Origin of the sequence: Streptomyces rishiriensis (assembly GCF_030815485.1) — a bacterium.
In the GTDB taxonomy this organism is placed as follows: Bacteria; Actinomycetota; Actinomycetes; order Streptomycetales; family Streptomycetaceae; genus Streptomyces; species Streptomyces rishiriensis_A.
The window spans coordinates 1,283,944-1,309,155 of sequence record NZ_JAUSWV010000002.1; the positions used below are offsets into that span (position 1 = coordinate 1,283,944).

At 72.6% G+C, this 25,212-nt stretch carries 25 protein-coding genes and 1 riboswitch; of the genes, 11 read left to right on the top strand and 14 right to left on the bottom strand.

Annotation, left to right across the window (positions count from 1 at the left end; genetic code table 11):
- Positions 1-46: 46 nt before the first annotated feature.
- The 3 genes from QF030_RS08070 to QF030_RS08080 all read left to right on the top strand — a co-directional run bounded on the left by QF030_RS08070 (position 47) and on the right by QF030_RS08080 (position 4,623).
- Entirely contained in the window at positions 47-2,323 is a 2,277-nt protein-coding gene (locus tag QF030_RS08070) for a sensor histidine kinase (RefSeq protein ID WP_307161971.1), read from the top strand.
- A gap of 135 nt (positions 2,324-2,458) precedes the next feature.
- Positions 2,459-3,559, top strand: coding sequence for a right-handed parallel beta-helix repeat-containing protein (locus QF030_RS08075; RefSeq protein WP_307161972.1), 1,101 nt, complete (start codon positions 2,459-2,461; stop codon positions 3,557-3,559).
- A gap of 35 nt (positions 3,560-3,594) precedes the next feature.
- Positions 3,595-4,623: a methyltransferase gene (locus QF030_RS08080; RefSeq protein ID WP_307161973.1), complete on the top strand. Its 1,029-nt coding sequence runs from the start codon at positions 3,595-3,597 to the stop codon at positions 4,621-4,623.
- Between the two features lie 104 nt (positions 4,624-4,727).
- Here the strand turns inward: QF030_RS08080 and QF030_RS08085 are convergent, their stop codons facing one another.
- From QF030_RS08085 to QF030_RS08140, 12 genes are all read right to left on the bottom strand, one after another.
- Positions 4,728-5,060 (bottom strand): TcmI family type II polyketide cyclase, encoded by a 333-nt coding sequence (locus tag QF030_RS08085; RefSeq protein ID WP_307161974.1) that lies wholly within the window; start codon positions 5,058-5,060, stop codon positions 4,728-4,730.
- A 20-nt stretch (positions 5,061-5,080) separates the two neighbouring features.
- Positions 5,081-5,560, bottom strand: coding sequence for an SRPBCC family protein (locus tag QF030_RS08090; RefSeq protein WP_307161975.1), 480 nt, complete (start codon positions 5,558-5,560; stop codon positions 5,081-5,083).
- A 1-nt stretch (position 5,561) separates the two neighbouring features.
- Positions 5,562-5,816: an acyl carrier protein gene (locus QF030_RS08095; RefSeq protein WP_307161976.1), complete on the bottom strand. Its 255-nt coding sequence runs from the start codon at positions 5,814-5,816 to the stop codon at positions 5,562-5,564.
- Positions 5,817-5,851: 35 nt separating this feature from the next.
- Positions 5,852-7,102, bottom strand: coding sequence for a ketosynthase chain-length factor (locus QF030_RS08100; protein ID WP_307161977.1), 1,251 nt, complete (start codon positions 7,100-7,102; stop codon positions 5,852-5,854).
- A complete protein-coding gene (locus QF030_RS08105) occupies positions 7,099-8,367 on the bottom strand; it encodes a beta-ketoacyl-[acyl-carrier-protein] synthase family protein (RefSeq protein WP_307161978.1) in 1,269 nt (422 codons plus the stop codon). The genes QF030_RS08100 and QF030_RS08105 overlap by 4 nt, the downstream gene beginning before the upstream one ends.
- Complete coding sequence (locus QF030_RS08110; protein WP_307161979.1) at positions 8,364-8,783, bottom strand: cupin domain-containing protein; 420 nt, start codon at positions 8,781-8,783, stop codon at positions 8,364-8,366. The genes QF030_RS08105 and QF030_RS08110 overlap by 4 nt, the downstream gene beginning before the upstream one ends.
- Positions 8,784-8,878: 95 nt before the next feature.
- Complete coding sequence (locus QF030_RS08115) at positions 8,879-10,024, bottom strand: SchA/CurD-like domain-containing protein (protein ID WP_307161980.1); 1,146 nt, start codon at positions 10,022-10,024, stop codon at positions 8,879-8,881.
- 137 nt (positions 10,025-10,161) lie between these two features.
- The gene (locus tag QF030_RS08120) at positions 10,162-10,923 is read right to left on the bottom strand and encodes a class F sortase (protein ID WP_373428747.1); all 762 of its coding nucleotides are present in this window, start codon (positions 10,921-10,923) and stop codon (positions 10,162-10,164) included.
- A 115-nt stretch (positions 10,924-11,038) separates the two neighbouring features.
- Complete coding sequence (locus tag QF030_RS08125; protein WP_307161981.1) at positions 11,039-11,632, bottom strand: hypothetical protein; 594 nt, start codon at positions 11,630-11,632, stop codon at positions 11,039-11,041.
- 134 nt (positions 11,633-11,766) lie between these two features.
- Positions 11,767-13,428: an FAD-dependent oxidoreductase gene (locus QF030_RS08130; RefSeq protein ID WP_307161982.1), complete on the bottom strand. Its 1,662-nt coding sequence runs from the start codon at positions 13,426-13,428 to the stop codon at positions 11,767-11,769.
- Positions 13,429-13,693: 265 nt separating this feature from the next.
- Positions 13,694-14,623 carry an anti-sigma factor RsbA family regulatory protein gene (locus tag QF030_RS08135; RefSeq protein ID WP_307161983.1) on the bottom strand — a complete coding sequence of 310 codons (930 nt, stop codon included), beginning with the start codon at positions 14,621-14,623 and terminating at the stop codon, positions 13,694-13,696.
- On the bottom strand, positions 14,620-14,976 hold the full coding sequence (locus QF030_RS08140; RefSeq protein ID WP_307161984.1) for an STAS domain-containing protein: 357 nt from the start codon (positions 14,974-14,976) through the stop codon (positions 14,620-14,622). The genes QF030_RS08135 and QF030_RS08140 overlap by 4 nt, the downstream gene beginning before the upstream one ends.
- Before the next feature lie 199 nt (positions 14,977-15,175).
- Here QF030_RS08140 and QF030_RS08145 point away from each other — a divergent pair, with 199 nt between their 5' ends.
- Complete coding sequence (locus tag QF030_RS08145; RefSeq protein WP_307161985.1) at positions 15,176-15,835, top strand: DUF6629 family protein; 660 nt, start codon at positions 15,176-15,178, stop codon at positions 15,833-15,835.
- A 104-nt stretch (positions 15,836-15,939) separates the two neighbouring features.
- Here the strand turns inward: QF030_RS08145 and QF030_RS08150 are convergent, their stop codons facing one another.
- The gene (locus QF030_RS08150) at positions 15,940-17,664 is read right to left on the bottom strand and encodes a VanW family protein (protein WP_307161986.1); all 1,725 of its coding nucleotides are present in this window, start codon (positions 17,662-17,664) and stop codon (positions 15,940-15,942) included.
- A gap of 292 nt (positions 17,665-17,956) precedes the next feature.
- Positions 17,957-18,400 (bottom strand): hypothetical protein, encoded by a 444-nt coding sequence (locus QF030_RS08155; protein ID WP_307161987.1) that lies wholly within the window; start codon positions 18,398-18,400, stop codon positions 17,957-17,959.
- A gap of 347 nt (positions 18,401-18,747) precedes the next feature.
- Positions 18,748-18,931: riboswitch (cobalamin riboswitch) on the top strand.
- 30 nt (positions 18,932-18,961) lie between these two features.
- Between QF030_RS08155 and QF030_RS08160 the strand changes: the two genes are divergently transcribed.
- The 7 genes from QF030_RS08160 to QF030_RS08190 all read left to right on the top strand — a co-directional run bounded on the left by QF030_RS08160 (position 18,962) and on the right by QF030_RS08190 (position 25,185).
- Positions 18,962-19,681 carry an energy-coupling factor ABC transporter permease gene (locus QF030_RS08160; protein ID WP_307167508.1) on the top strand — a complete coding sequence of 240 codons (720 nt, stop codon included), beginning with the start codon at positions 18,962-18,964 and terminating at the stop codon, positions 19,679-19,681.
- Complete coding sequence (locus QF030_RS08165) at positions 19,678-20,148, top strand: energy-coupling factor ABC transporter substrate-binding protein (protein ID WP_307161988.1); 471 nt, start codon at positions 19,678-19,680, stop codon at positions 20,146-20,148. Before QF030_RS08160 ends, QF030_RS08165 begins: the two co-directional genes overlap by 4 nt.
- 4 nt (positions 20,149-20,152) lie before the next feature.
- The gene (gene cbiQ / locus QF030_RS08170) at positions 20,153-20,914 is read left to right on the top strand and encodes a cobalt ECF transporter T component CbiQ (RefSeq protein WP_307161989.1); all 762 of its coding nucleotides are present in this window, start codon (positions 20,153-20,155) and stop codon (positions 20,912-20,914) included.
- Complete coding sequence (locus QF030_RS08175) at positions 20,911-21,789, top strand: energy-coupling factor ABC transporter ATP-binding protein (protein WP_307161990.1); 879 nt, start codon at positions 20,911-20,913, stop codon at positions 21,787-21,789. Before cbiQ ends, QF030_RS08175 begins: the two co-directional genes overlap by 4 nt.
- 130 nt (positions 21,790-21,919) lie before the next feature.
- Positions 21,920-22,369, top strand: a complete 450-nt coding sequence (locus tag QF030_RS08180; protein WP_307161991.1) for a carboxymuconolactone decarboxylase family protein — start codon at positions 21,920-21,922, stop codon at positions 22,367-22,369.
- A gap of 139 nt (positions 22,370-22,508) precedes the next feature.
- The gene (locus QF030_RS08185) at positions 22,509-23,711 is read left to right on the top strand and encodes a bifunctional class I SAM-dependent methyltransferase/NUDIX hydrolase (protein WP_307161992.1); all 1,203 of its coding nucleotides are present in this window, start codon (positions 22,509-22,511) and stop codon (positions 23,709-23,711) included.
- Positions 23,712-23,955: 244 nt separating this feature from the next.
- A complete protein-coding gene (locus QF030_RS08190) occupies positions 23,956-25,185 on the top strand; it encodes a phosphodiester glycosidase family protein (protein WP_307161993.1) in 1,230 nt (409 codons plus the stop codon).
- The last annotated feature ends 27 nt before the right edge of the window (positions 25,186-25,212 follow it).

Here is a 25,212-nt window from a genome sequence, read left to right on the forward strand (position 1 = left end):
ATCCGGCGCGTCATGCGCGAGGCGCTCCAGAGGCGATAGGTCGATCGTGCCGAAGAACTCACCCGCGGCCGAGGGACGAAGAAAGCCCCTCACCCGCAACTGGCCCGTGGCCCGACGGCTCCGGGCCGTCCTGCTGATCCCCGTGCTCGTCGCCCTCGTGCTCGGGGGCCTGCGGGCGAAACGTTCGGTCGACATCTGGCAGGCCGCCGACGACGCGGTCCGCGTGGCGGAACTGATCCGAGCGGCGAGCACATACGCGAGCGACGCGATCGACGAGCGCGATCTGTCGGTCATCCCCCTGCTGACGGGTGCCAGGACGTCCGACACGGTCGTACAGGCCCGCAGGACCACCGACGCGGACGCGCGGGCGTTCGACGCGGCGGTCGCCCGGATGCCGAGGACCGGCGGACTCGTCCGGCGCGTGCAGCTGGTCCGCGCCGGCGAGGCACAGCTCGCCGCGGTGCGGGCCGACGCCTTCACCTCCCGGATGTCCGGGGTGCGGACCGAGGAGAGCTACCACACCGTCCAGCACCCGTTGATGGAGATCTCGAACGAACTGGGCTTCGGCAGCAGCAGCCAGGCGAGCATCGGCCGGACGCTCTACGCCGTGTCGCTGACCCAGGCGGCCGAGTCCCTGATCCGGTCCATCGGCACGCATCTGCTGGTGGAGGACCGCGAGCGGCTCGCCCCCGGTGAACTCGCTTCGCAGCTCGCCTCGTTCCGCTCGTACGCCTACCTCGAACAGGTGGGGCTCCAGGAGTACGTGGGCGCCGGCACCACCGAGGACGTGACAAAGCTCCAGCAGGCGCTGGCCGCCGCCGGGGAGCGGGGCAGGCAGCGGACCGCCGAGGCGGCCGCACAGGCCGCGGCGGCGGGCCGGACGTTCGTCACCCCGCCCGGCATCGACGTGATGATCGCCGAGATCGCCAGCGGCAAGCCGGCCGAGGAACTGGCCGCGCGGGGCATCACGCCCGAGTCGTTCTTCGCCGCGGCCACGCTGGGTTTCGACGCCTACCGGGGCATCCAGGTGAACCTCACCGACGCCGCGCTCGCGAGCGCCCACGACATCGCCGACGACGCGCGCCGGGACGCCGTCACCAACGCGGCGCTCGTGCTGGCCTCGGTGCTCGTGGCCTTTCTGCTCGCGTCCTGGGTGGCCCGCACGATGAGCACCGGCATGCGCCGTCTCAGCGCCTTCGCCATGGAGATCGCCGGCCGGCGGCTGCCCGCCCTCATCGACCAGATGTCCGGACCCGACGCCGGCGAAGCGGACACCCGGGTCGTCCCGATCCCGATCCACACCACCGACGAGATCGGCGAAGTCGCCCGGGCCTTCGACCTGGTCCATCGTGAGGCCGTCCGGCTCGCCGCCGAGCAGGCCCGGCTGCGGGGCAACATCAACGCCGTCTTCACCAACCTCTCGCACCGGGGACAGTCCCTGATCGAACGTCAACTGGCGCTCATCACCAGCCTGGAGGACCTCGAGACCGACCCGGAGCAACTGGAGAACCTCTTCCGGCTGGACCATCTCGCCACCCGGGTCCGCCGCAACGGCGAGAACCTCCTGGTGCTCGGCGGCGAGCGGCCCGCCCAGCAGTGGGACCGGCCGCTGCCGCTGGTGGACGTCGTCCGCGCGGCCTGCTCGGAGGTGGAGCAGTACGAACGCATCCGGCTCTCCGGACTGCCGGAGGCCCAGATCGACGGCCGGACCGTGCCCGACCTCGTCCATCTGCTCGCCGAACTGCTGGAGAACGCCACGGTGTTCTCCTCCCCGCAATCGGAGGTGCGGGTGACCGGGGTGCGCCTCCCCGACGGCCGGATCACGGTCGAGATCCACGACGAGGGCATCGGGTTGGCGGCGGACGACTTCGCGGTGATCAACCGCAAGTTGGCCGACCCGCCGACCGTCGACGTCGGCGTGTCCCGGCAGATGGGGTTGTTCGTGGTCGGCAGGCTCGCCGAACGGCACGGCATCCGCGTCCGGTTGCGTCCCTCCGGCGAGAAGTCCGGCACGGCGTCCCTCGTGATGCTGCCCGACACGGTCACCCAGCCCCTGCCGGGCGTCCTGCCCGACTCCGACACCCTGACGTTGGCCCTGCTCGAGAACGTCCCGCGGCCCTCGCTCGCGGGCGCCGCGATCTCTTCCGGCGGCCAGGACCGCGGTGACGCCTTCACGGACTACGAGTCGTGGCAGGACGAGCCGGCCGGGACGCGGCCCGCCGACGAGCCGCCCTCCGACCGACCGCCGACGAAGGCCGGCGCCCGACCGCGGCGGCTCTCCCGGCGCGCGCCGCGGAGCGGCCGCCGTCCGCGCACCGACTGACGCCCCACCACCGAGGCGGCCGCGGGCATGCGCGTGCGGCGTGCGGCGTGCGGCGTGCGGCGTGCGGCCGACGGGACACGCCGCTGGATGGCCGATCGCACCGCTTTCGAGCCATCGGGTCATAACGTGCACAATATGAAGAAATGCCATATCGCATACTTGGCGTGCACGGCGGCACTGATCGGAGCGGGGCTCGGTGCCGCTCCGCCGGTCGCCGCCCACACAGTCCATGTGGTCCACCCAGGGGAATCGATCCAGAAGGCGGTGGACGCCTCGCAGCCGGGCGACACCGTTCTGCTGACCCACGGCATCTACCACGAGAGCGTCGACGTGAGCACGCCCGGGCTCACCCTGCGCGGCGTGGGCCGCGGCACGGTGCTCCAGCCGGAGACGGCCGCGAGCACCGGCAGCACCGCCCCGAGCACCGCATCGGGCGCCACGAAGGCCGCGAACAGCTGTGCCGCGGCCGGCAACGGCATCTGCGTCGTGGGCACGAAGGACCACAACGTCGACGGCGTCACGGTCGCCTCCCTCACGGTGAGCGGCTTCGCCAAGACCGGCGTCTACGCCACGGAGGCCGACGGGCTGACCGTGCGACACGTCACCGCGGTGAAGAACGGCGTGTGGGGCATCGCCACGGAGCACTCGGTCCACGGCGTGTTCCGCGGCAACTCCGCCCGGGACAACGGCGACGCGGGTCTGTTCCTCGCCAACACCATCAAGGAGGAGCAGGGCGCCACGGACACCGAGGGAACCGTGGTCGAGCACAACCGGCTGGAGGGCAACCGGATCGGCGTCACCGTCCGCCGCCTGCGCAACCTGACCGTCGCGGACAACCACCTCACGGGCAACTGCGCGGGCGTGTTCGTTGTCGGCGACGAGAACAAGCCGAAGGCCGGCTTCGTGACGGTGCGCGACAACCGCATCGAGCGCAACAACAAGTCCTGCCCGAAGACCGCCCGGCTGGACGCCCTCCAGGGCTCGGGCATCGTCCTCACCGGCGCCGAGGACAGCCTGGTCACCCACAACGTGATCAAGGACAACGTCGGCAAGTCCCCGCTGTCCGGCGGCATCGTGCTGTTCAAGAGTTTCGTGGGCACGACCAGCGACCGGAACCGGATCAGCGACAACCTGCTGCGCGGCAACTCGCCGGACCTCGTCAACACGGACACCGGCAAGGGCAACACCTTCGAAGGCAACTCCTGCCGCTCGTCGAAGCCCGCCGGTCTGTGCTGACCCCCACGAACTCCCAGAAGGAAGGAAGGCGGCACATGACGACCGCTCAGTCTGCCCCTCCACCGTCGATGCGGCTGCGGGAACTCGCCTTCGGGGCGGCCTGTGCCGCCGCCCTCCGCGCGGCCGCCCGGCTGGGCGTCGCCGACGCCCTCGGCGACAGCCCCACGGCCGTGGAGGACCTCGCGGCCGCGGTGAAGACCGAACCCCGCCCGCTGCGACGGCTCCTGCGGGCCCTGTCCTGCTACGGCGTCTTCGCCGAGGGGCCGGACGGCTCGTTCGCGCACACCGACGTCTCCCGGCTGCTGCGCGAGGACGACCCCAACAGCCTGCGCGCCATCACGCTGTGGTGCACCGAGCCGTGGACCTGGGACGCCTGGCCGATGCTCGACGAGGCGGTGCGCACCGGCCGCAACGTGGTGGAGGACCTGTACGGCAAGGAGTTCTTCCCCTACCTCAACGAGGACGCCCCGGAGTCGGCCGACGTCTTCAACCGCGCCATGACGACCTCCAGCGTGCAGTCGGCGCGGGACGTCGCGCAGTTCCTCGACCTGACGGGGAGTTCGTCCGTCGCCGACATCGGCGGCGGCCAGGGGCACGTGGTGGCGAGCCTGCTGGACAAGTACCCCTCGATGCAGGGGTCGCTGCTCGACCTCCCCCGGGTGGTGGAGAACGCGGTGCCGCGCCTGCTCGCGGGCGGCGACCTCGCGGACCGTGCGCGCGTGGTGCCCGGCGACGTCCGTACGGCCGTCCCGGTGAAGGCCGACGTCTACGTCATCAAGAACATCCTGGAGTGGGACGACGAGAGCACGGCCCGCACGCTGCGCAACGTCCGTGAGGCGGGCGGCCCCGGGACCCGGGTCGTGGTCATCGAGAACCTCGTCGACGACTCGCCCTCGATGCGGTTCAGCACCGCCATGGACCTGCTGCTGCTCCTCAACGTCGGCGGGGCGAAGCACACCACTCAGAGCATGGTGGACCGGCTGACCGAGGCGGGCCTCGTCATCGACGACATCAGCCCGGTCAACCCCTACCTCCACGCGTTCGACTGCCACGTCCCCGCGTGATCCGACGCGTGACCCGGATCCCCGGATCCGCGTAGCCCGCGCAGACCACCGGTCGCCGGGCCCGCAGCGTCGCGGGCCCGGCGACCGGTGATGGTCGGCGGAGGTCAGCCGGCCGGCTCACGCTCCCAGAGGTAGAAGCGCTGCGCCATGGCGTCCTTCGGGGAACGCCAGGTCTCGGGGTCGTACGCGCTGACGTACGCCGCCAGCCGCTCGCTGACGTCCCGGAACTCCGGATGTCCGGTGATCTTGGCGATGGCGGGTCCGGGCTCGCGCTCGGACTCGATCAGGTGCATGTACACGTCGCCGAACTGGAACAGGCTGCGCCGGTTCACGCCGACGAGCCGCGGCAGTTCTCCCCGGTCCGACTCCTCGAACACCTTGGCGATGTCGGGCGCCGATCCCGGGGCCATCCGGGCGACGATCAGGGCTTGGTGCATGGTGCTGCTCTCCGTCCGGCTCAGTCGGTCAGACCGCGGGTGGCACCGCGCTCGGCGGCGGCCTTCTCGATGCGGTCCCGGATCAGGCCCAGCTGGACCTTGGAGTTCCGGTTGATGTTGTCGGTCATCCACTCGTCGTCGACCGGCGCTTCCGGCTTCATCGCGAAGTCCTGCGTCCAGATCATCCGGGTGCCGGCCGGCACCTCCTCGTACCGCCAGTGGATGTCCATGTGGGCGAAGGGCCCCGTCTCGACCCGGCGGGCCTTGACGGTCAGCGTGTCGCGGTCCGGCTCGCGCTCCGAGACCCAGCTCCACACGGTGCCGTTCTCGTCCGGGTGCATGGTCAGCCGGAACGTCGTCCTACGGCCCTCCCGGGAGAGGATCTCGACGGAGGCGTACTCGCTGAACAGCCGCGGCCAGTTCTCCAGGTCGTTGGTCACCTCCCAGACCAGGTCCAGAGGCGCCGCGATGGTGATCTCGTTCTGCGTGTGTCCGGTCATCTCAGGCTCCTGTCATGAGGGCGCTGTTGACGAGGTCGAGGAACTGCCGGGGCGACTTGGAGCGCTCGGCGTCGGGAGGCATCGGCGTGCCGTACCGGTTCTCCAGTTCGCCCACGATCCCCAGCAGGCCGAGCGAGTCGACGCCCAGGCGGTCGAAGCCGGCGTCGTCGCGGCGGAGTTCCTCCGGGGCGACGGTGACACCGGCGGACTTCTTCATGAGTTCGGCCAGCTCTTCCACAGTGATGCGGTCAGTCATGCCATTCCCTTCCTCTACTGCTCCGCGGCGCCTCGCTACGAGGCGTCGGTGGCGCCGTGCCGCAGCACCAGCGCCGAGTTCGACCCCATGAGTCCCCGGCTCAGCACCAGAGCCGTGCGTACCTCGGCGGTACGGGCCCGGCCGGTCACCAGATCGAGGTCGTGGCAGATGTCGAAGACGTTGGGGGTGGGTGGGATCAGGCCGTGCTCCATCGCGAGCACCGCCGCCGCGACGTCCATCAGGGGCGCCGCGCAGTAGCCCCGGCCGATCCCGGTCTTGGGAGCCGTGACGGGCACGCGGGCGCCGTGTGCCCCGAGGGCGTCGGCGATCGCCAGTGCCTCGGCGCGGTCGGCCTCCGGTACGCCGAGGGCGTCGGCGAAGACCACGTCGATCTCCTCGGGAGCGCAGTCGGCCTCCTCCAGGGCCTGCCGGACGGCCTGGGCGAGCCCTTCCCGGGAGTCCTCCCAGCGGGAGGCGCCGGTGAAGGTCGCCGCGTGCCCGGCCAGGTAGGCCTGCACCCGCGCGCCCCGTTCCCGGGCCGTGGCCTCCGCCTCCACCACGAGCATGGCACCGCCCTCGGCGGGCACGAACCCGCAGGCCGCGGAGGTGAACGGGCGGTAGGCGCGGGTCGGGTCGTCGACCGTGCTGAGTTCCTCGTAGCCAAGCTGGCAGACCATCGAGTAGGGCGCGATCGGCGCCTCGGTCGCCCCGGCCACGATCACATCGGTGCCGCGGCGCACGGCACGCGCCGCGTGGGCGAGGGCGTCCAGGCCGCCGGCCTCGTCGGCGGCGACGACCGAGCAGGGGCCCTTGAAGCCGCGGCGGATGGAGATCTGGCCGGTGCTGGCGGCGTAGAACCAGGCGATGGACTGGTACGGGCCGACGAAGCGACTGCCCTTGCCCCACAGCTGCTGGAGCTCCCGCTGCCCGAACTCGCCGCCGCCGGAGCCGGCCGCGGTGACCACGCCCACGGAGAAGGGGGCGGCGTCGGTCTCCGGCCGGCCGAGCTGGGCGTCGTCCAGCGCGAAGTCGGCCGCGGCCATCGCGAAGTGCGTGAACCGGTCGGTCTGGACCAGGAAGCGCTCCTCGATCGCGGCCGACGGGTCGAAGTCGCGGACCTGGCCCGCCACCCGCAGCGGCAGATCCTCACAGCCTTCGCGGGTCACCCGGTCCAGGACGCTGATGCCCTCCCGGGTGGACTTCCAGAAGGTCTCGGTACTGGCTCCGTTGGGCGCGATCACGCCGATTCCCGTGACGGCCGCGCGCCGTGGAAGGGGTTCGCTCATCGTGTCTTCTCCCTCGGCCGGTTCATGACCACCGCGGACTGGAAGCCGCCGAACCCGCTGCCCACCGAGAGCACACTGGCGAGCTTGCGCTCACGGGCCACGCGCGGGACGTAGTCCAGGTCGCACTCGGGGTCGGGTGTCTCGTAGTTCGCGGTCGGCGGTACGACCTGGTGCGCCAGGGCCAGCACACAGGCGACGAGTTCGATCGCCCCGATCGCGCCGAGCGAGTGCCCCACCATCGACTTGATGGAGCTCATCGGCGTGTCGTAGGCGTGCGTGCCCAGGACCCGCTTCACCGCGGCGGTCTCGTGGCGGTCGTTCTGCTTGGTGCCCGACCCGTGCGCGTTGACGTAGTCGATCGCGGTGGGGTCGAGCCGGGCGTGGCCGAGGGCGTCCTCGATGGCCCGGGCCATCTCCAGGCCGTCGCTGGTCAGTCCGGTCATGTGGTAGGCGTTGCCGAACGTGGCGTACCCGCCGAGCTCGCAGTAGACGTGCGCGCCGCGGGCCCTGGCGTGCTCCAGCTCCTCCAGGACGAGTACGGCGCCGCCCTCGCCCATGACGAACCCGTCACGGTCGGCGTCGAAGGGACGCGAGGCGTGGGCCGGGTCGTCGTTGTTCGAGGAGGTGGCCTTGATCGCGTCGAAGCACGCCATGGTGATCGGCGAGATCGGCGAGTCCGAGGCGCCGGCTATGCATATGTCGGCCCGGCCCTCCTCCACGGTGTGGAAGGCGTACCCGACCGCGTCGAGCCCGGAGGTGCAGCCCGTGGAGACGGTCTGCACCGGACCGCGTGCCCCGAACCGCTCCGCGACCGTCGAGGCGAGCGTGCTGGGCGTGAACGCGCGGTGCAGGTGCGGGGCCGCCTCCCGGTGATCCACGTCCCAGCGCTGTCCGCCGTGGCTGACCAGGACGTAGTCGCTCTCGAGCCGGGTGGTGCCGCCGACCGCGGTGCCCAGCGAGACGCCGACCCGCCAGGGGTTCTCCGCGGCGAGGTCGAGACCCGCGTCGCGTACCGCTTCGTCCCCGGCGACCAGGGCGAACTGTATGTAGCGGTCGCACCGCTCGACGTCGGTCGCGTCCAGACCGTGGGCCGCCGGGTCGAAGTCGCACTCGGCGGCGATCCGCGACCGCAGACCGGCCGGGTCGAAGAACGTGATGGCCCGCGTCGCCGTGCGTCCGTCCGCCAGGAGGTTCCAGAACGCCGGGACGCCTATGCCGCCCGGGGCGACGATGCCTATGCCGGTGACCGCCACTCGTCTCGTCATGAGCGCACCTGACGTCGCTCGGCCGACTCCGCCCCGACCACCGCGGGCTCGGCTTCGGTTCCCTCGGTGTCGACGTGGCCGAGCGGCGGGCTCGGGGCCAGCGGGCCGAGGTGGAAGACCATCCGGGCCTCCACCTTGCCGACGTTGCGGAAGCGGTGGCGCACGTTGAGGGGGATCAGGAGCCCCTGCTCGGGCTGGAGCGGGTGCGGCTCGCCGTCCAGGTCCACTTCCAGCTGTCCGCACACGACGTACACGAACTCCTCGGAGTACGGGTGGTAGTGCTCACCGATGCGGTCGCCGGGCTGGATGAGGGCCACGCCCATGAAACCGCTGGTGGCGCCCACCGTTGCCGGGGTGAGCATGGCGCGCAGGTCGCCGCCTCGCCGGGTGTTGGGCTCGACCTCGCTGAGATCCATGATTCTGTGACGAGAAGTGATCACGACGTTCCTCCGATGGTGTACTGCACCGACGTGGCAGGGGCGGGGCACCGCCCCCGCCACGTGATGACGAATCAGGCGTCGGGCGACCGGCGGTCGGTGACGAGATCCATGCGCGCCAGTTCGAGGAAGCGCGCGAGGCGGCCGTCCTTCGACGCGGACGCGCCGCCGGCGTCGAGCGTCGTCAGCTCGGCCACCTGCGCCGGGTCGGACAGACCGAGGGCCTGCACGGGGTCGGCGGCCTCGAGTCCGCCGCGCACGTCGATCAGCCGGACGACGACGTCGTCGCGCTGGAAGATCGTGCTGCGCAGGACCGGGCTGCGCGGGTCGTCCGCCGCCGCCTCGTCCTGCCGGGCGAGCAGCTCGGCCAGCTTCATGCCGCGGTCGGGGCGGGTCGGGTAGTACAGGGCGTACCGCTCGGCCTGCGCGTCCTGCCGCTCCGCCGTCACGTGGTGCACGGCCGGCAGCGCGGCCCGGGTGAAGAAGACCCGGGCGGACTCGGGGTCGTTGAGGTCCCGGTCCTGCTCCAGATGGGGGTTGATGGCCTCCTCGACGGCCCGCACCTCGGGCTGCCGGGAGACGTGACGCAGCGCGGAGAGCAGGTCGCCGCGCACCTCGATGGCCCGCACCACCCGGTTGCCGTGCATGAACAGCGAGGTGCGGCACAGCCGGGTGGTGTCGTCGACCTGCGGCTCGGGCGAGGCGTAGTCGGCCAGGATCTTGGCGACGATCTCCTCGCTGCCCGGCTTGACGGTGAAGGTGAGCGCGTGCCGGATCACGCCGTCGCCGATCCTGGGCGCCGTCTGGAGCCGGCGCTTCGCCTGGTCGGCGGCCGCCGCCGGGCCACCCGTCTCGCGGACGACGTGGAAGCGCAGCGAGCGGGTGTCGCGCACGCAGCTGTGCAGCGGCTCCACCATCGCCACGTGTTCCTCGCTGTTGACCCAGGCGAGGAACGGCGGGGCGCTCTCCCACTCGCTGGTGATCAGCCACTGGGAGGGGTTCTCGATGGACTGGCACAGCTGGTCGCTGACGTGCCCGGGGACGGACGCGACCTGGTTGCAGAGCTGCTCGTACGCCTCGAGGAACTGCTGCTGGGCTCCGTCGTAGACGTCGACCAGAAGGACGACGCGGAGCCGGGAACCGTCGAACACGGACTGGGAGACACGTTGCGACGCCTGTCGCGCCCGCGAACCTGCAACACGTTCGGACGTGGTGGTCATCCTGCGCACATCTCCTTCGCGGAGGGGATAGGTGAACGTCGGCCGCGGTGATGCGACGTCAGCGTTCCTCGATCCTGTGCCCGTCCCCGCAAGCGCGCGACTCGGATGAACTACGTGGGTGACTGGGCGGCCGGCCGTCAGACGAGATGGGCGAAGACGACCAGGTTGTCGGTGTAGTCCTTGACCCGGCGGTCGTAGGCCCCCGCACAGGTGATGAGCCGCACCTGCGCCTCGGCGGTGTCGCTGTACACCCGCTCGTTGGGGAAGTCGGCCTTGTCGAAGGTCTCCACGCTGTCGACCCGGAAGGACGCCTTGCCGCCGTCGGCCCGCAGGACCTGGAAGCCGTCGCCCTTCGCCAGTGCGCTGAGCCCCGCGAAGACGGCCGGGGAGGTCTTGGTGTCGACGTGTCCGGCGATGATCGCGGTGCCCGTCTCCCCGGGGGAGGCTCCCTTGGCGTGCCAGCCGACGAGGTTGACGTCGTTCGCCGGGGGCGGCTCCAGCCGGCCGTCGGCGCCGATGGCGAGGTCGACGAAGGGGGCGTCGACCCCGATCTTCGGGATGCGCAGCCGTACCGGCCGCGAGCGCGGCAGATGCTTGCCGACCGGTTCCCCGCTGTCCGGTTCCGCGGCGTCCGCCGCTCCGGCGGGCGTGGTCGGCGTGACCGGTCCGGTGGGCGCGGGGACCGACCCGGCGGCGGGCGGAGCGTGCGGTGGGCCGGCGATGCCGTTCGACGTGTCGTTTCCGCCGCCGAACAGGTTCAGCGCCAGGAGCACCGCGAGCGCGGCGCAGACCATCATCACGCCGGCGCGGGACGTTCCCTCTTCGGTGGGCGCCGGCTCGGTGCCGGAGGGGTCGGCGGGGTCGGAGGGAGAAGGGGAGGACGAAGGGGGAACTGCCATCGGGGACCACCTCATTCGGGCGCGGCAGCGGGGCGGACAGAGCACGGGGAGCGAGCCGGGCCGCCACACGGGGCATGTGCGGCGGCCGCGGCTGCGCTATCGCGTCCGGCACAGGTCAGGCCACGCTTCCGGCGGTCTTCCTGCGGCGCAGGGCGTAGACGCCGGTGCCGGCGACGGCGAGGACGCCGAGTCCGGCCGCGGTCGCCGACGGGCCGGCGAGGGCGCCGCCGCCGGTGTGCATGCCGCCGCTGGGCTTGTCGTGCTCCTTGCTCCAGCCGCCGGACTCCTCTTCCTTGCCGCCGTTCCAGGAGTCGTCGCCGTGCTCACCGCCGGTGGAGCTGCCGAACCCGGCGTCCTTGTCCTTGTACGTCTCGGGGTCGAACCTGGGGTCCACGGCCGCGCCCCGGTCGCCGCTGTCGTTGACCGAGGCGAGCGCGCCGCCGCCGGTGTGCATGCCACCGTGCGGGGAGTCGTGCTCCTCCTTGCCGCTCTCTTCCTTGCCGCTCTCCTCCTTGCCGTGGTCCTCCTTGCCCTGGTCCTCCTTGCCGTGGTCCTCCTTGCCGTGCTCGTCGCTGTACGAGGAGCTGTCCTCCTTGCTCCAGGAGGAGTCGTCGTGGTCCGTGTCACCGGCGGCGTAGGCACCGGGGGCGCCGATGGCGAGGGCGGCCGAAGCCGCCGCGGTGGCCAGGATCATGCGAGCAGAACGCATCTGATGGTCCTTCCGTCACGACCGGGCAGCCGACACCTCGTCAGCTCAGGTGACCCGACCGGGACGTGATCCACCGTCAGCCGCCCGTCGCCGCGGCACCACTCGGGGCGTTCACACGGGTGAAGCCCGTTGGGTCAGGCGAGGCCCAGCCCGGTCTTCAGGACCCGGCGCAGCGTCGCCTCCGCGTCCGCGTCCGGACCCGGCGACCGCCATACGACGAACCCGTCGGGCCGCACGAGTACGGCGCCCCCGGGTGCCGTGCCGTGGCGCTCCGCCCAGTCGGCGTCGCCCTCCGGCACCAGGTCCGCGTCGGCCCCTGTGCCCACCCGGTACGACCTGAGGGGGAGGACCAGTTCCTCGGCGAGGCGGGTGGCGGCCCGGTGCCATCCGCTCTGCTCACCGGCATCGCTGAGCAGGACCAGCGACCGCTCGTAGAGGTCGAGGGTCGACAGCCGTTCGTTCCCGCGGCGGACCCACAGGTGAGGCGCCCTGCTGCCGGGCCCGCCGGTCAGGTCGAGACTCTCCGGCACGACCGGGACGGCGGGGTCGGCGCCGACGACGGCGCCCTGCGGGTAGCGGTAGCCGAGGGCCACGTTGAGGATGCCCCGCTGGGGACCACCGCCGCCCGCTCCGGGCGGCGGGGCGAAACCGGGGTGGCTGTGCTCGGCGGACCGGGCGGCGGCCCGGGCGCTGGTGGCCTCGGCCACCGGGCGGCGTTCGGCGTCGTAGGTGTCCAGCAGCGCCTCCCCCGCCCAGCCGTCGATCACCGCGGCCAGCTTCCAGGCGAGGTTGTGCGCGTCCTGGATGCCGGTGTTGGAACCGAAGGCGCCGGTGGGGGACATCTCGTGGGCCGAGTCGCCGGCCAGGAACACCCGTCCCGACCGGTAGCTGCGGGCGACCCGCTGGGCGGCGTGCCAGGGCGCCTTGCCGGTGATCTCCACGTCGAGGTCGGCGACCCCGACCGCCCGGCGGATGTGCTCGACACACCGCTCGTCGGTGAACTCCTCGAGGGTTTCGCCGCGTTCGGGGTGCCAGGGGGCGTGGAACACCCAGTTCTCTCGGTTGTCCACCGGCAGCAGGGCGCCGTCGGCCTCGGGGTCGGTCAGGTAGCAGACGATGAAGTGGCGGTCGCCCACGACGTCGGCGAGACGGCGGGAGCGGAAGGTCAGGCTGACGTTGTGGAACAGGTCGCCGGGCCCGCTCTGACCGATGCCGAGCTGCTCCCGGACGGGGCTGCGGGGACCGTCGGCGGCGACCAGGTAGTCGGCACGGATGGTGGTGTGCTCACCCGTCTCGCGGCTCTTGACCACCGCGGTGACGCCGGTGCGGTCGCTGTCGAACGACATCATCTCGGTGGAGAAGCGCAGGTCGCCGCCGAGCTGCCGGGCGTGCTCGAGCAGGACCGGCTCGAGGTCGTTCTGGCTGCACAGGCACCAGGAGCTGGGGCTGAAGCGGGCCAGGCCGCCCCCCGGGTCGATGTCCCGGAACAGCCACTCGCCCGCGTCGCCGACCAGGGTGGGCGCCTGGAGGATGCCGTGGTTGTCGGCCAGGGTGGCGGCGGCCTCCTGGATCGCCTGCTCGACACCGGCCACCCGGAACAGCTCCATCGTGCGGACGTTGTTGCCGCGGCCGCGCGGATGGATGGAGGTGCCGGCGTGGCGCTCCACCAGTACGTGCGGTACTCCCAGGCGTCCCAGGAACAACGAGGTCGCCAGTCCGACCAGGGAACCTCCGACGATGAGGACCGGGACCCTGATGGTGCGGGGCCCGGTCTCCTCGGCTCGTTCTTTCGTCACTCTCGCCTCCAGCGCGTCGATTCCGCCGACCCGGCCGGGATACGGCGGAGATCCTCATGCATGCCCCGTGGAGGTGACGGCGGCTCAGGCTTCACCCGCCTGCGTCGCGGCGCCGGACGGGTCCGCCCGGCGCCCCTGAACCGTCGGACCCCGCACACCCTCGGGTGTACGGGGAACGGTGCGGACCGGACGGGCTCCCGGACGAACCCTCAGCGGGCCCTCGCCGGACTGCCGGTGGGATGCCGGCCTCGCTCTCGGCGAGCTCTCAGCGGCTCACGTAGAAGCGGACGGTCGTGCCTTCGTCGGAGGTGTGCAGACGGACCAGGTCGGCCACGTAGTGGACCAGCATCAGGCCGCGTCCGCCGATCTGACCGCGCGCGGGCGGTCTGCGGCCGGCCAGCGGATCGGACAGCCGGCCCGCGTCCCGGACCTCGCACACGACCTGTCCCGCGTGGGCCCAGACGGCGAGCGTGCCCCGTCCGGCGCCGTGCACCACGCTGTTGGTGGTCAGCTCCGCCACCGCCAGCTCGGTGTCGCCCAGCCGCTGCCCGGCAAGGCCCAGCCGTTCGGCCTCCCGGACCGCAAAGGCGCGCGCCGCGTACAGCTCGTCGGAGCCGAAGGGGAAGACGGCCGCGTCCGGCACCGGTACCAGCGCCTCGTTGTAACGGGCGACGACGGAACGCCAGTCGTAGGAGTCACTGGCCGCCTGCCGCTCGCTGGTCACGATCGTCGGATGGGTGATCCTCGCGTCGGCCAGGACCTCCTCGTCCAGGCGTGCCTCGTCGTACGGACAGAGGATGGTCACCGCACGGCCCTCGAAGGCCGCGTTGATCAACGCCTCGTGCTGCGCGCACGCCGGGTACTCGACCGCGCTGCGGCCCGCCCAGATCGGCTCGCCGATGATCCGCACCCGTCCTTGCCGGTGGGCGTCGGCGAACGCGCGTAGCACTCCGGGAATGATCCGGCCCGGGTTGCGGCCCGCCACCGTCATGTCCAGCAGGCGAACGGCCTGGGCGTCCTGGCCGAGGCCGGCCCTGATCAGCTCCAGGTTGGGACCCGGCACCGCCACCGCCACCGGTTCGCCGAGGTCCAGGCCCTCCTGCACGAAGGACACCGTCTGTTCCACGTACTCCTGTTCGGTGCGGTAGAACAGCGCGGGGTGCTCGAAGGCCTCGTGGGTCGCCACCGTGTTCATCGCGGCGCCACCTCGATCCTGCCGAGGCCCGGCCAGAACAGGCTCAGTACGCGGGGCACCTGCGGTGGCGGATGCTCGACCACCACCCGGCCCCCGGACAGGCCCAGCGCCGTGACGGCGAGCGCCGCGACCCCTGCCACATCGACGAACGCCACTTCCGACAACTCCACATACGACACGTCGGCGTGCTGCCGAGCCAGGTCCGCCAAGGCCTCTTCCCAGGGCGAGCGAGTGATCTCGCTGATCTCGCCCCGGGCACGAATGCCGGGCCGACCGGACAACGGACCCACCTCCAGCACGGCCACACCGCACACCGGCCCGAGGCCGCCCTCTCCCTGCGAGGCGTCCACCACCCGTGGCCTCCTTCGTCTGCCGGTCACTTCGACCAGCGTAGCGCGGCCCCTCACACCGCCGGGTCGCTGCTCCGACGGAGGCCGGTCGGCGACGCGGCGGCCCGGCGGCCGGTGGAACGCGGGAGCGGGCCCTAACCTGACCCGCACCGCACCGCACGACGAGGCGGCAGAAGACGACGGTCGAACCCATGGTGACGTGATGTGCTGGAGTGCGACGGCCGACCTGGTGGCGGGCGCCGGTGTGGCGGCCGTCGGGCTGGCCTGTGTGACGAGTGTGCGCGACCGCCGGGATCTTCCGCTGGCCGCGCTGCCGCTGCTGCTCGGGGCCCATCAGGTCGTGGAGGCGGTGGTCTGGGACGCGGGCGGGGGCGGCGGGCCCGCCACCGTCGTCTGGGCCGTGATCGCCCTGCCGCTGCTGGCCGTGTGGGTGCCGGCGGCGGTGTGGTGCGCCGCCCCGCCGGCCGCCCGGCGCAGGCTGACGTCGCTCCTCGCGCTCGGCGTCGCGACCGCCGCGGGGCTCACCGCCGGTATCGCCACCGGGCCGGTGACGGCCTCCGTCCGTGGCCACACGGTGGGCTACTCGGTCCCGCTCGCCCACCCGGCCGTACTCGTCGCGGGCTATCTCCTGGCCACCGTCGGATCCCTGCTGCTCTCCGGCGACCGGCGGCTGTCGGCCCTGGGGGTGGTGGTCGGCGTCGGCGCGGCGGCCTGCTTCGCGCTGTGGCGGCTGGAGTTCGTCTCGACCTGGTGCGCGTTCGCGGCGCTGTGGTCGGTGCTGCTGCTCGGCTGGGTACGCCGACGGCCGGACTCCGCGCGGCTGCCGCCGGACCGGACACGGAACTCCGGCGTCACCCGGTGAGGTGACGGTGCCCGCGGGACGGGACCACGGCACGGGACCACCGGCACGGGCGAAGGTTCCCGACGTACGAAGGTCACCCCGCGTTCTCCCGGTCCCCGCGGGACCTACTGCGGGTCTTCGCCGGCGACTTCGCAGGTGATCTCGTCCCGGGGGGTGTAGTGGGTGCGGAACGGCTCGCGCCGTACTTCCCTGCCGTCGGCGTAGAAGACCCGGTCGACGGTGACGTCGAAGCCCTCGAGCGGGGTCTGCGGTACGCACTTGTCGTCCGTGCTCACCTTCCGCTCCGGCTGCCGGACGTGCGTGCGGGGGCCGGTGACCGACGTGACCTCGTCGTACTTCCTGGTGCCGAGGAAGGTGACGGTCACCGAGGTGTCGGTGGCCTCGGCCCGGATGTACAGGGCGTGGCCCGAGTCGTTGGCGAACTTCAGATCGAGACTGCCCCAGGCGACCGTCGCCTCGCGGCCCTCCGGATAGCGCTCGATGTAGAAGGAGTGGGCCCCGTACTCCACCGGCTTGACGCCGGCGAAGAACATCGCGTTGAACATGGTCGTGGCCATGGTGGAGACGCCGCCACCGGGCGCCTTGGTGAACCCGCCGTCGAGGATCATGATGCCCTCGCCGAAGCCGTTGGCCTCGGTGCGCTGACCCACGGTCCGGTTGAAGCTCCAGGTCCTGCCCGGCATGACGACGGAGCCGTTGATGAGCTGTGCGGCCCGGCCGATGTTCTTCGTGCGGTACGCGGCCGGTTCGAAATGGACGGTGAAGGAGGACATCTTCTCCGTCAGCCCCAGCCGCGCGGCGCTCTCGCGCGTCACCTGTGGCGGGGTCCGTCGCGCGGCCACTTCGCCGGTGCGGGCCGCTGCGCCGGACCGGGTGAGCAGCGGCAGCACGGCCTTGCTCAGCGCCTTGTCGGTGATCTGTACGCCGGTCCGGGCGTCGTCGGCCACCACGACCCGGTCACCGTCCAGTCGCACGGCGGCGTTCGCGGCGGTGGTGGTGATGCCCGCCAGCGGGCGGGCCACCGAGGGGGCCGCGCGCAGTCCCTTGACGTCCAGCTCCGGCACCAGCCGGCCGGCGTCGTCCGGCCGCATCGTCAGATGCTCGCCCAGCACGGTCTGGCCGATGGTGAACCGCTTGCCGCCCGTGGTGAGGGTGACGGGCGCCGACACGGCAGGCCGCGCGAACTCGCGCACGGCGCGCCCGACCTCGTCCGCCGTGACCTTCGGCTGCGTCTCGCGGGCGGGCAGGACCGTGACCGCGCCGGCCTCGCCGCGCAGGAAGGAGGCCCGCAGGGTGCCGACGGCGGCATCCACGTCCAGTGCGTAGCCGGCGTGCGGGGCGACCTGCTCGACCCGGCCGCCGGCGAAGCCGACCGCACCCTCGCGGACCTTCTGGTCGAGGCTCTTCGCCAGCTTCCCCAGAGCGGTGCGGGCCTTGTCCTCGTCGACGCGGACGACCGGCTCCTGGTCGCCCCCGGAGCCGAAGAGGGCGGCGATCATGCCGACCGGGTCGGAGCCGACGCGGGCCGCCCGGTCGACCGTGCGCTCGGCGTCGAAGGTGAGTCCGGCCTGCCGCGGGTCGACGGTCGCTCCGCGGTCCCCGACCCGCACGGCCAGCTCCCGCGAGCCGTCCGCCGTCAGGTGTTCGTCCAGCTTCCGGACGGCCTCCGCACGGCTGAGGCCGCCGATGTCCACGCCGCGGACCGTCGTGCCCGACTCGATCTGACCGCCGGTGAGCAGCAGTCCGGCCAGGTACAGCGCGCCGACGCCGACGGTCAGCGCACCGCCCGCCAGGGCGAGGGGCGGTACGGAGGCTGTTCGGGGGCGCATGGGTCTCCTGGACGGACGAGCGGCGGGTGATCCGCCCCGCTGCGCGACGCCGTGCACGAGACGGCGCCGACGGCAGGGGCAAGCACCCCAAGCTACCCAAAAGGTCCGATGAAGCCATATGTCACAGAACACCTATGTTCCGCATCACGTCCGCCGCCGGGGCCGGCGGGCCCCGGCGGCCGGCGGCCCGCGCGGAGCAGCGCCTGCGGTGGCCTCCGCGACCGGCGGCCCCCCGCCGCGCGTGGGCGGCGGCATCCGCGACGCCGCCGGGCCGCACCCCGTCCCGGGACGGTCAGGTGCCGAGGGGGTCGCCGTCCGGGTCGGTCGCCGGGGTGGCCACCTCTGCGGCGATCCGGCGGTAGGCGGCGCGGGCCTGGACGATCCGGGCGAGCACGGTGCCGCCGAGAGCGGCGGCGCACAGGCAGGTGAGCCAGAAGGTGTCACGGTGGCCGGCCCAGCTGAGCGTGCCCACGGGCGGGACGGCGAAGCCGTTCAGGATCAGCCAGCACAGGACGGCCGTGCCCGGGGCCGCGGTGAAGCGGGCGCAGAGACCCAGCAGGGCCGCCAGGAAAGAGAGCGCGGCCAGCGCGAACCCCGGGCGGTCCGCGCCGACCAGCAGGTTGTGCACCGCCACCAGGACCAGCGCGCTGCCGAAGGCCGTGGCCCACACCAGGGGGGTCGCGACGGGCTGGGGCACGGGCCGGGCGCCGGCTCTGAGGGACACCCACTCGATCATGCTGCACGCTTCCTTCCGGCCCCCGCCCCCGGAACGCCGGCCGCCACGGCGGCGTGGACCTCGGGACGAATTCTCCCACCGGTCGTCGAGCGCACCCCTGTCGCCCTGTTCCCGCGTCGGCGGCCTGCGCGCGGGCCTCGGCGGCTCGCGCGGACGGCTTCGGCGCGAGATGCGGGATCGCGGTCGCCGTCTGCCGGACGTGCGGGTCGACGACGTCACCGATGGCGGCGGTCGTAGGGTCACGGCATTTCGTCGAGGCAGCCGGAGGCCGCCGTGCGCCGGGGGTGAGCCGTCGTCCGCCGTCTCCGCGCCCCGCATCGGCGCTTGTCAGCGCCTGTGTGTGCGCACTACTGTCACCACGCCTTGGTGAACGGGAAATCCGGTGTGATGCCGGTGCGGCCCTCGCCACTGTGATCGGGAAGTCCGGCTCCGGCCCTCGCGGGCAGCCACTGGGTCCTCGGGACCCGGGAAGGCGGAGTACGGGCGGTGGTACCCGTGAGCCAGGAGACCGGCCAAGGCACGTCAACCATCCACGAGGTGCTGGAGAGGGTCTGCTCAGCCATGCACATAGCCGAGGGTTTTCTGCCTCCGGCGCACGCGATCGCCTGGAGCGTCGCATCCGCGCCATTCGTCGTCCACGGAGTACGGTCACTCACCCGTGAGGTCAAGGAGCATCCCGAGAGCACCCTGCTCCTCGGCGCCTCCGGTGCCTTCACCTTCGTCCTGTCCGCGCTGAAGCTCCCCTCGGTCACCGGGAGTTGTTCCCACCCCACCGGCACGGGGCTCGGCGCCATCCTGTTCCGGCCGCCGGTCATGGCGGTGCTGGGCACCATCACCCTGCTCTTCCAGGCGCTGTTGCTCGCCCACGGCGGCCTGACCACGCTCGGCGCCAACGTCTTCTCCATGGCCGTCGTCGGACCCTGGGCCGGTTACGCGGTCTACCGGCTGCTGCGACGGTTCGACGTGCCGCTGATGGTCACGGTGTTCTTCGGCGCGTTCGTGGCCGACCTGTCCACGTACTGCGTCACCAGCGTGCAGCTGGCGCTCGCCTTCCCGGACCCGAGCAGCGGATTCCTGGGCGCGCTGGGCAAGTTCGGCTCCATCTTCGCCGTCACCCAACTCCCGCTGGCGGTCAGCGAGGGGCTCCTGACGGTGTTCGTGATGCGCCTGCTGACGCAGTCCAGCAAGGGTGAACTGACAAGGCTGGGCGTGCTCGTGACGGGCGGCCGGAAGAGGGCCGGTGCGGGCGCCGACGCCGAGACCGAGGCGGTGGCCCGGTGAGCCGTAACGCGAAGATCAACGCGCTGCTCCTGTTCGTGGTGGCCGCGCTCGCCGTCCTGCCGCTGGCCCTCGGGCTCGGCGACCACAAGGAGGAGCCGTTCTCGGGCGCCGACGCGGAGGCGGAGACGGCGATCACCGAGATCGAGCCGGACTACGAGCCCTGGTTCTCGCCCCTGTACGAGCCGCCGTCCGGCGAGATCGAGTCGGCGCTGTTCGCCCTCCAGGCCGCCCTCGGCGCGGGGGTCCTCGCCTACTACTTCGGTCTGCACCGGGGACGGCGGCAGGGCGAACTCCGGGCTCTGGCGCAGCAGGACACGGCGGCTTCGACGACCTCGGTCCCCTCGTCGAAGGCCTCGACGTCCTCGCGGAGTACCGAGAACTCCGAGGACTCCCGAGGCTCCGGAAGCTCCGGAAGCCCTCAGGGCTCCGCGAGCGCGTCCGTGCCGTCCGCTCCCGAACGGACCTGAGCGGGTGCTGCCGATCGACGCGGCGGCGCACAGCAGCCGCTGGCGCCACCGCCATCCGCTGGACAAGGCCGTACTGGGACTCGGTCTCACCGTGCTCGCCATCTCGCTGCCGCCCTGGCCCGGCGCGGCCCTGGTCCTGGTGGCGGCTCTCGCCGTCCTGCTGGGACCGGCGGGGGTGCCGGCCCGGCGGTTGTGGCGCGCCTACCGGGTGCCGCTGGGCTTCTGCGTGACCGGTGCGCTCACCCTGCTCGTCCGGGTCGGCGGCCCGGACCGGTTCGTCGCCCTGGCCGACGGCGGTCCGGTGCGCGCCGGGGAACTGCTGCTGCGTACCTCGGCCGCCTCCCTCGGTGTCCTGCTCCTCGCGTTCACCACCCCGATGTCCGACCTGCTGCCCCGCCTGGTCAGGGCCGGGGTACCCGCGCCCGTCGTGGACGTCGCGCTGGTGACGTACCGCATGAGCTTCCTGCTGCTCGACTCCGTGCGCAGGATCCGGGAGGCCCAGGCGGCCCGGCTCGGGCACACCACCCGCGCCGCGCAGTGGCGTTCGCTGGCCGGACTCGGCGCCACCGCGTTCGTCCGCGCCTTCGACCGGGCGGCGCGGCTCCAGGACGGGCTCGCCGGACGCGGCTACGACGGGACCCTGCGCGTCCTGGTGCCCGAGGCCCGGTTCTCCGTCCGCTTCGCTGCCGCCAGTGCCGCCCTCTTCGCGGCCCTGGTCGCCCTGACCTTCGTACTGCGCTCCGTACTGGAAAGGCCGCTGTCATGAGCGAGCCCGCACTGCTCTCCCTGCGGGGGGTCTCCTTCGCCTACGAGGACGGCCCGGCCGTGCTCAGCGGCCTGGACTTCGAGGTCCGCGCGGGGCGTGCGCTCGCCCTGCTGGGCCGCAACGGCAGCGGCAAGACCACGCTGATGCGGTTGCTGAGCGGCGGACTGCGACCGGGCGAGGGCGAGTTGAGGGTCGAGGGACGCCCGGTGAGGTACGACCGCAAGGGGCTGACCCGGCTGCGCACGACCGTGCAGCTGGTGGTCCAGGACCCGGACGACCAGCTGTTCGCCGCGTCCGTCGCCCAGGACGTGTCGTTCGGACCGCTGAACCTCGGCCTGTCCGACACGGAGGTACGCGCCCGGATCGAGGAGGCCCTCGCCGCCCTGGACATCACCGCCCTGGCCGACCGGCCCACCCACCTGCTCTCCTACGGGCAGCGCAAGCGCACCGCGATCGCCGGCGCCGTCGCGATGCGGCCCCGGGTGCTGATCCTCGACGAACCGACCGCCGGACTCGACCCCGACGGCCAGGAACGGCTGCTCGGGATCCTCGGCCGACTGCGCGAGGCGGGCACGACCGTGGTCATGGCCACCCATGACGTCGACCTGGCCCTGCGCTGGGCCGACGACGCGACCCTGCTCACCCCGTCCGGCGCGCGCACCGGACCCGCCGCCTCGGCACTCGCCCGCACGGACCTCCTGCGGCAGGCGGGCCTGCGGCTGCCCTGGGGGGTCGCCGCCGCCCGACTGCTGCACGCCCAGGGACTGTTGGCCGACCCCTCGACAGGTCCGCGCACCGCCGAGGAGCTGGCCGCGCTGGCCGGCACGCCCGAAGGACGCGAACCGGCCGGCGCCGGTGGCGAGGGCGGCCCCTGACCGAGCGCATACGGTCGTCGCCCGGGGGCCGCCCAGCGGGACGCCTCTCGGGGCGCGTACCTCGACCTTGCCCGCCGTGGGCGCCTGTCGTTCCTGCGGCTCCGACCCATGAATGGATTGATAATCAACTATGTCTCGACGGATCTTCATCGACAAGCAGAGCCCCAAGGCCTACCACGCGCTGGTCCAGACGTCCGAGGCGGTACGGGCGACCGCCGCCGACGCCGGTCTGGAGCGCACCGTCGTGGAACTGCTCAACCTGCGCGTCTCGCAGCTCAACGGCTGCGCGTCCTGCCTCGACGTGCACACCAGGGCCGCTCTGCGCGCGGGTGAGGACACCCGGCGACTGGGTGTCCTCGCGGCCTGGCGGGACACCGAACTCTTCAGCCCCCTGGAGCGCGCGGCCCTGGCGCTGGCCGAGGCGACCACCGTGCTGTCCGACGCCGGCGCGCAGGAGGCCGCTTACGCCGACGCCCTGGAGGTTCTCACCGAGGACCAGATCTCGGCGGTGATCTGGGTGGCGGTCACCATCAACGCCTTCAACCGGGTGTCCATCCTCAGCAAGCACCCGGTCCACTAGCGCCTGCCACCAGGGATTCTCGCTCCCGCGGGCGCCGGTCCCCCGACGCACCGTTCGCGCGCGGCGGTTGCCCGGCACCGGACCCGGTAAGAATCGACTGGCCCGGTGAGTACCGCCCCTCTGCCCTGGAGGACCGCCCATGCCCCGTCCCGTCGCTCCCGACGGCCCGGAGTCCGTCAACGCCGCCGCCTGGCAGGCGTACGCCGCGCATCACCTGCGGCGCGGCACGGTACTGGCGGAGGCGGAGCGGATCGACTGGGGGTTCCCGGGCGCGGGGCCGGACGAGGCCTTCCTCGGGGAACTGAGGGGCCGGCGCGTTCTGGACCTGGGCTGCGGTCCGGCCCGGCACGCCGCCCGGCTGGTCCGCGCGCACGGGGCCACCGTCGACGCGGTCGATCTCGCGCCGGGCCAGATCGAGCGGGCCCGGGCCCGGTACGGCTCGCTGCCCGGGCTGCGGCTGCTCCACGCCGACGCCGTGGAACACCTGCGCACCGCGCGGCCGTACGACGTGATCTACTCCGTCAACGCCGTCCCGTACATCGACCCACAGCGGCTTTTTCCCGCCCTGGCGACCGCGCTCGCGCCCGGCGGAACGCTCTGCTTCTCCGTGCTGCACACCAACTCCTCGGGCGAAGGCCCCACTTCGGCGTGGGTGGCGCGGCCGGAGACCCTGCGGTTCGCGGGCGGCGGCGAGACGACGGTCCGGATGTGGGTGCCCCCCGCCGAGACGTGGGAGGAACTGATCGCCGCACACGGGCTGTACGTGGCGGACGTGGTGCCGGTGACCTCGCCCGACCCCGCGAACCCCGCCGCCTATCGCGTCTACCGGGCCCGCCGTCCGTCGCGCGTCTCCGCCCGCCCCCGCACCGGCCTTCCGCCCGTCGCGCACGCGGCGCTCGGCGTCGGCGCCATCCTGCACGGGCCCCGGGGACTGCTGCTGGGCCGTCACCGCCGGGGAACCTGGGAGCTGCCCGGCGGCACGGTGGAACCCGGGGAGTCCCTCCGGGAGACGGTGGTGCGGGAGCTGCGCGAGGAGACCGGGCTGCGGGCGGACCCGTCGAAGGTACGCCTGCTGGGCACCCTGCTCGACCGGGTCGGGGGTGTCGTGCGGATGACCGTCGGCGCCGTCGTCACCGACTGGGAGGGCGAGCCGGCGGACCAGCCCGGCGAGAGCGTCGGCGACTGGCGCTGGTACGCCCTGGACCATCTGCCGCCGTCCCTGTTCGTGTGCAGCGCCCAGTCCCTCACCGCCTGGCGTCCGGACCTGCCGATCGATCACGCCCCGGCCCATTTCACCCCGTTCGCGCCGCACGACGGCCGGCGGCCCCGCGATGGCGACTGACCCCGCCGCGTCCCCCCTCGACCGCAACCGTTTCCGCGTCCGTTTCCGCGTCCGTTTCCGCGTCCGACCCGTCTCCCGGCCGAACGAGTAGCACAACGGCTCGGGCGGCGCGGCCGAACGGCGGTGCAAGCCACTCGGAATCGTGCCTTTCCTCACCCGTTCCCGTGGTCTTCCCGCCCACCCCCCTGGCGGGAGTTCCCGCAGGTCATGAGAAAGTTGCGGCCCAAACTACCCAGGGGGGTCTGTGACGCGACATCAGAAGCGGTTCGGGGTGGGCAGAAAGTCGGTGACACTGCTCGTCGCGCTCGGCACGGTGGCCGGGGCGGCGCTCGCGGGGGCGGCCTCGGCCGACGCCGCGACCTGGACCACCGTGGCGGCGGGCGTGGCGTACCGGCAGTACGACCTGTCGGCGACCGCCGGAACGACGCATGTGCACGTGCTCAGCGTCGATCTCACCAACACCCATGTGCGCCTCGGGCTGCTGTACCCGGGGGCGGTCGCCTCGCGCGCGGCGGTCTCCTCGCTGGCGAACAGCCAGAAGGCCGTGGCCGGCATCAACGGTGACTTCTTCAACATCAGCGAGACGCAGCACCCGGGCGTCGCGGCGACCGGGGCGAGCGTGGGGCCGGCGGTCGTGAACGGGAAGGCGCTCAAGGGCGCGGTCCCGAACGGGCAGCGGTTCGGGCCCGCGCTGCCGCCGGGCACGAACACCAGGGCCGTGGTCGGTGTCGGCACCGACGGCAGGGCCCGGGTGGACAGCCTGTCCCTGAACGGTACGGTCAGCGTCCTCGGACGGCGGCTGCCGTTGGGCGGCGTCAACCAGTACGCGCTGGCGCAGAACTCCATCGGCGCGTACACCTCGGACTGGGGCAGCGTCTCGCGCAAGCGGGCCACCTGCGGCACGGACACCGAACGGGCCGCCGCGTGCAGCACCAGCACCTATGAGGTGACGGTGCGCAAGGGCCGGGTCGTGTCGACGTCGACCGCACCCGGCAGCGGCACCATCACGGCCGGCACCACGGTCCTCGTCGGGCGGGAAGCGGGCGCGGCGCGCCTGAAGAAGCTCGTCAAGGGACAGCCGGTGGCGGTGCGCTACGGGCTGACGGCCGTGTCGAAGTCCGCGTACAGCTTCGCCGTGGGCGGCTACCCGATCCTGTCCGGCGCCCAGCCGCTGTCCGGCCTGGACAAGTCCGTCTCGGCGGTGCGTACGGCCGTGGGCATCGGCAACGGCGGGAAGCGGGTGTATCTGTTCGCGCTGGACGGAGCCACCGCGTACCGCAGGGGCCTGACCATCGCCGAGGTCGCCGGCGCCCTGAAGAGCCTCGGCGCGACCGAGGGCTTCAGCCTGGACGGCGGCGGCTCGTCGACCCTGGTGGCCCGTCCCGCGGGCTCCACCAAGGTGACGGTCCGCAACCACCCGTCCGACGGGTACGAGCGCCCGGTGTCGAACGGCATCGGCGTCTTCACCAAGTAGTCGCCCGGTCAGGGCGGCACCCCAGCG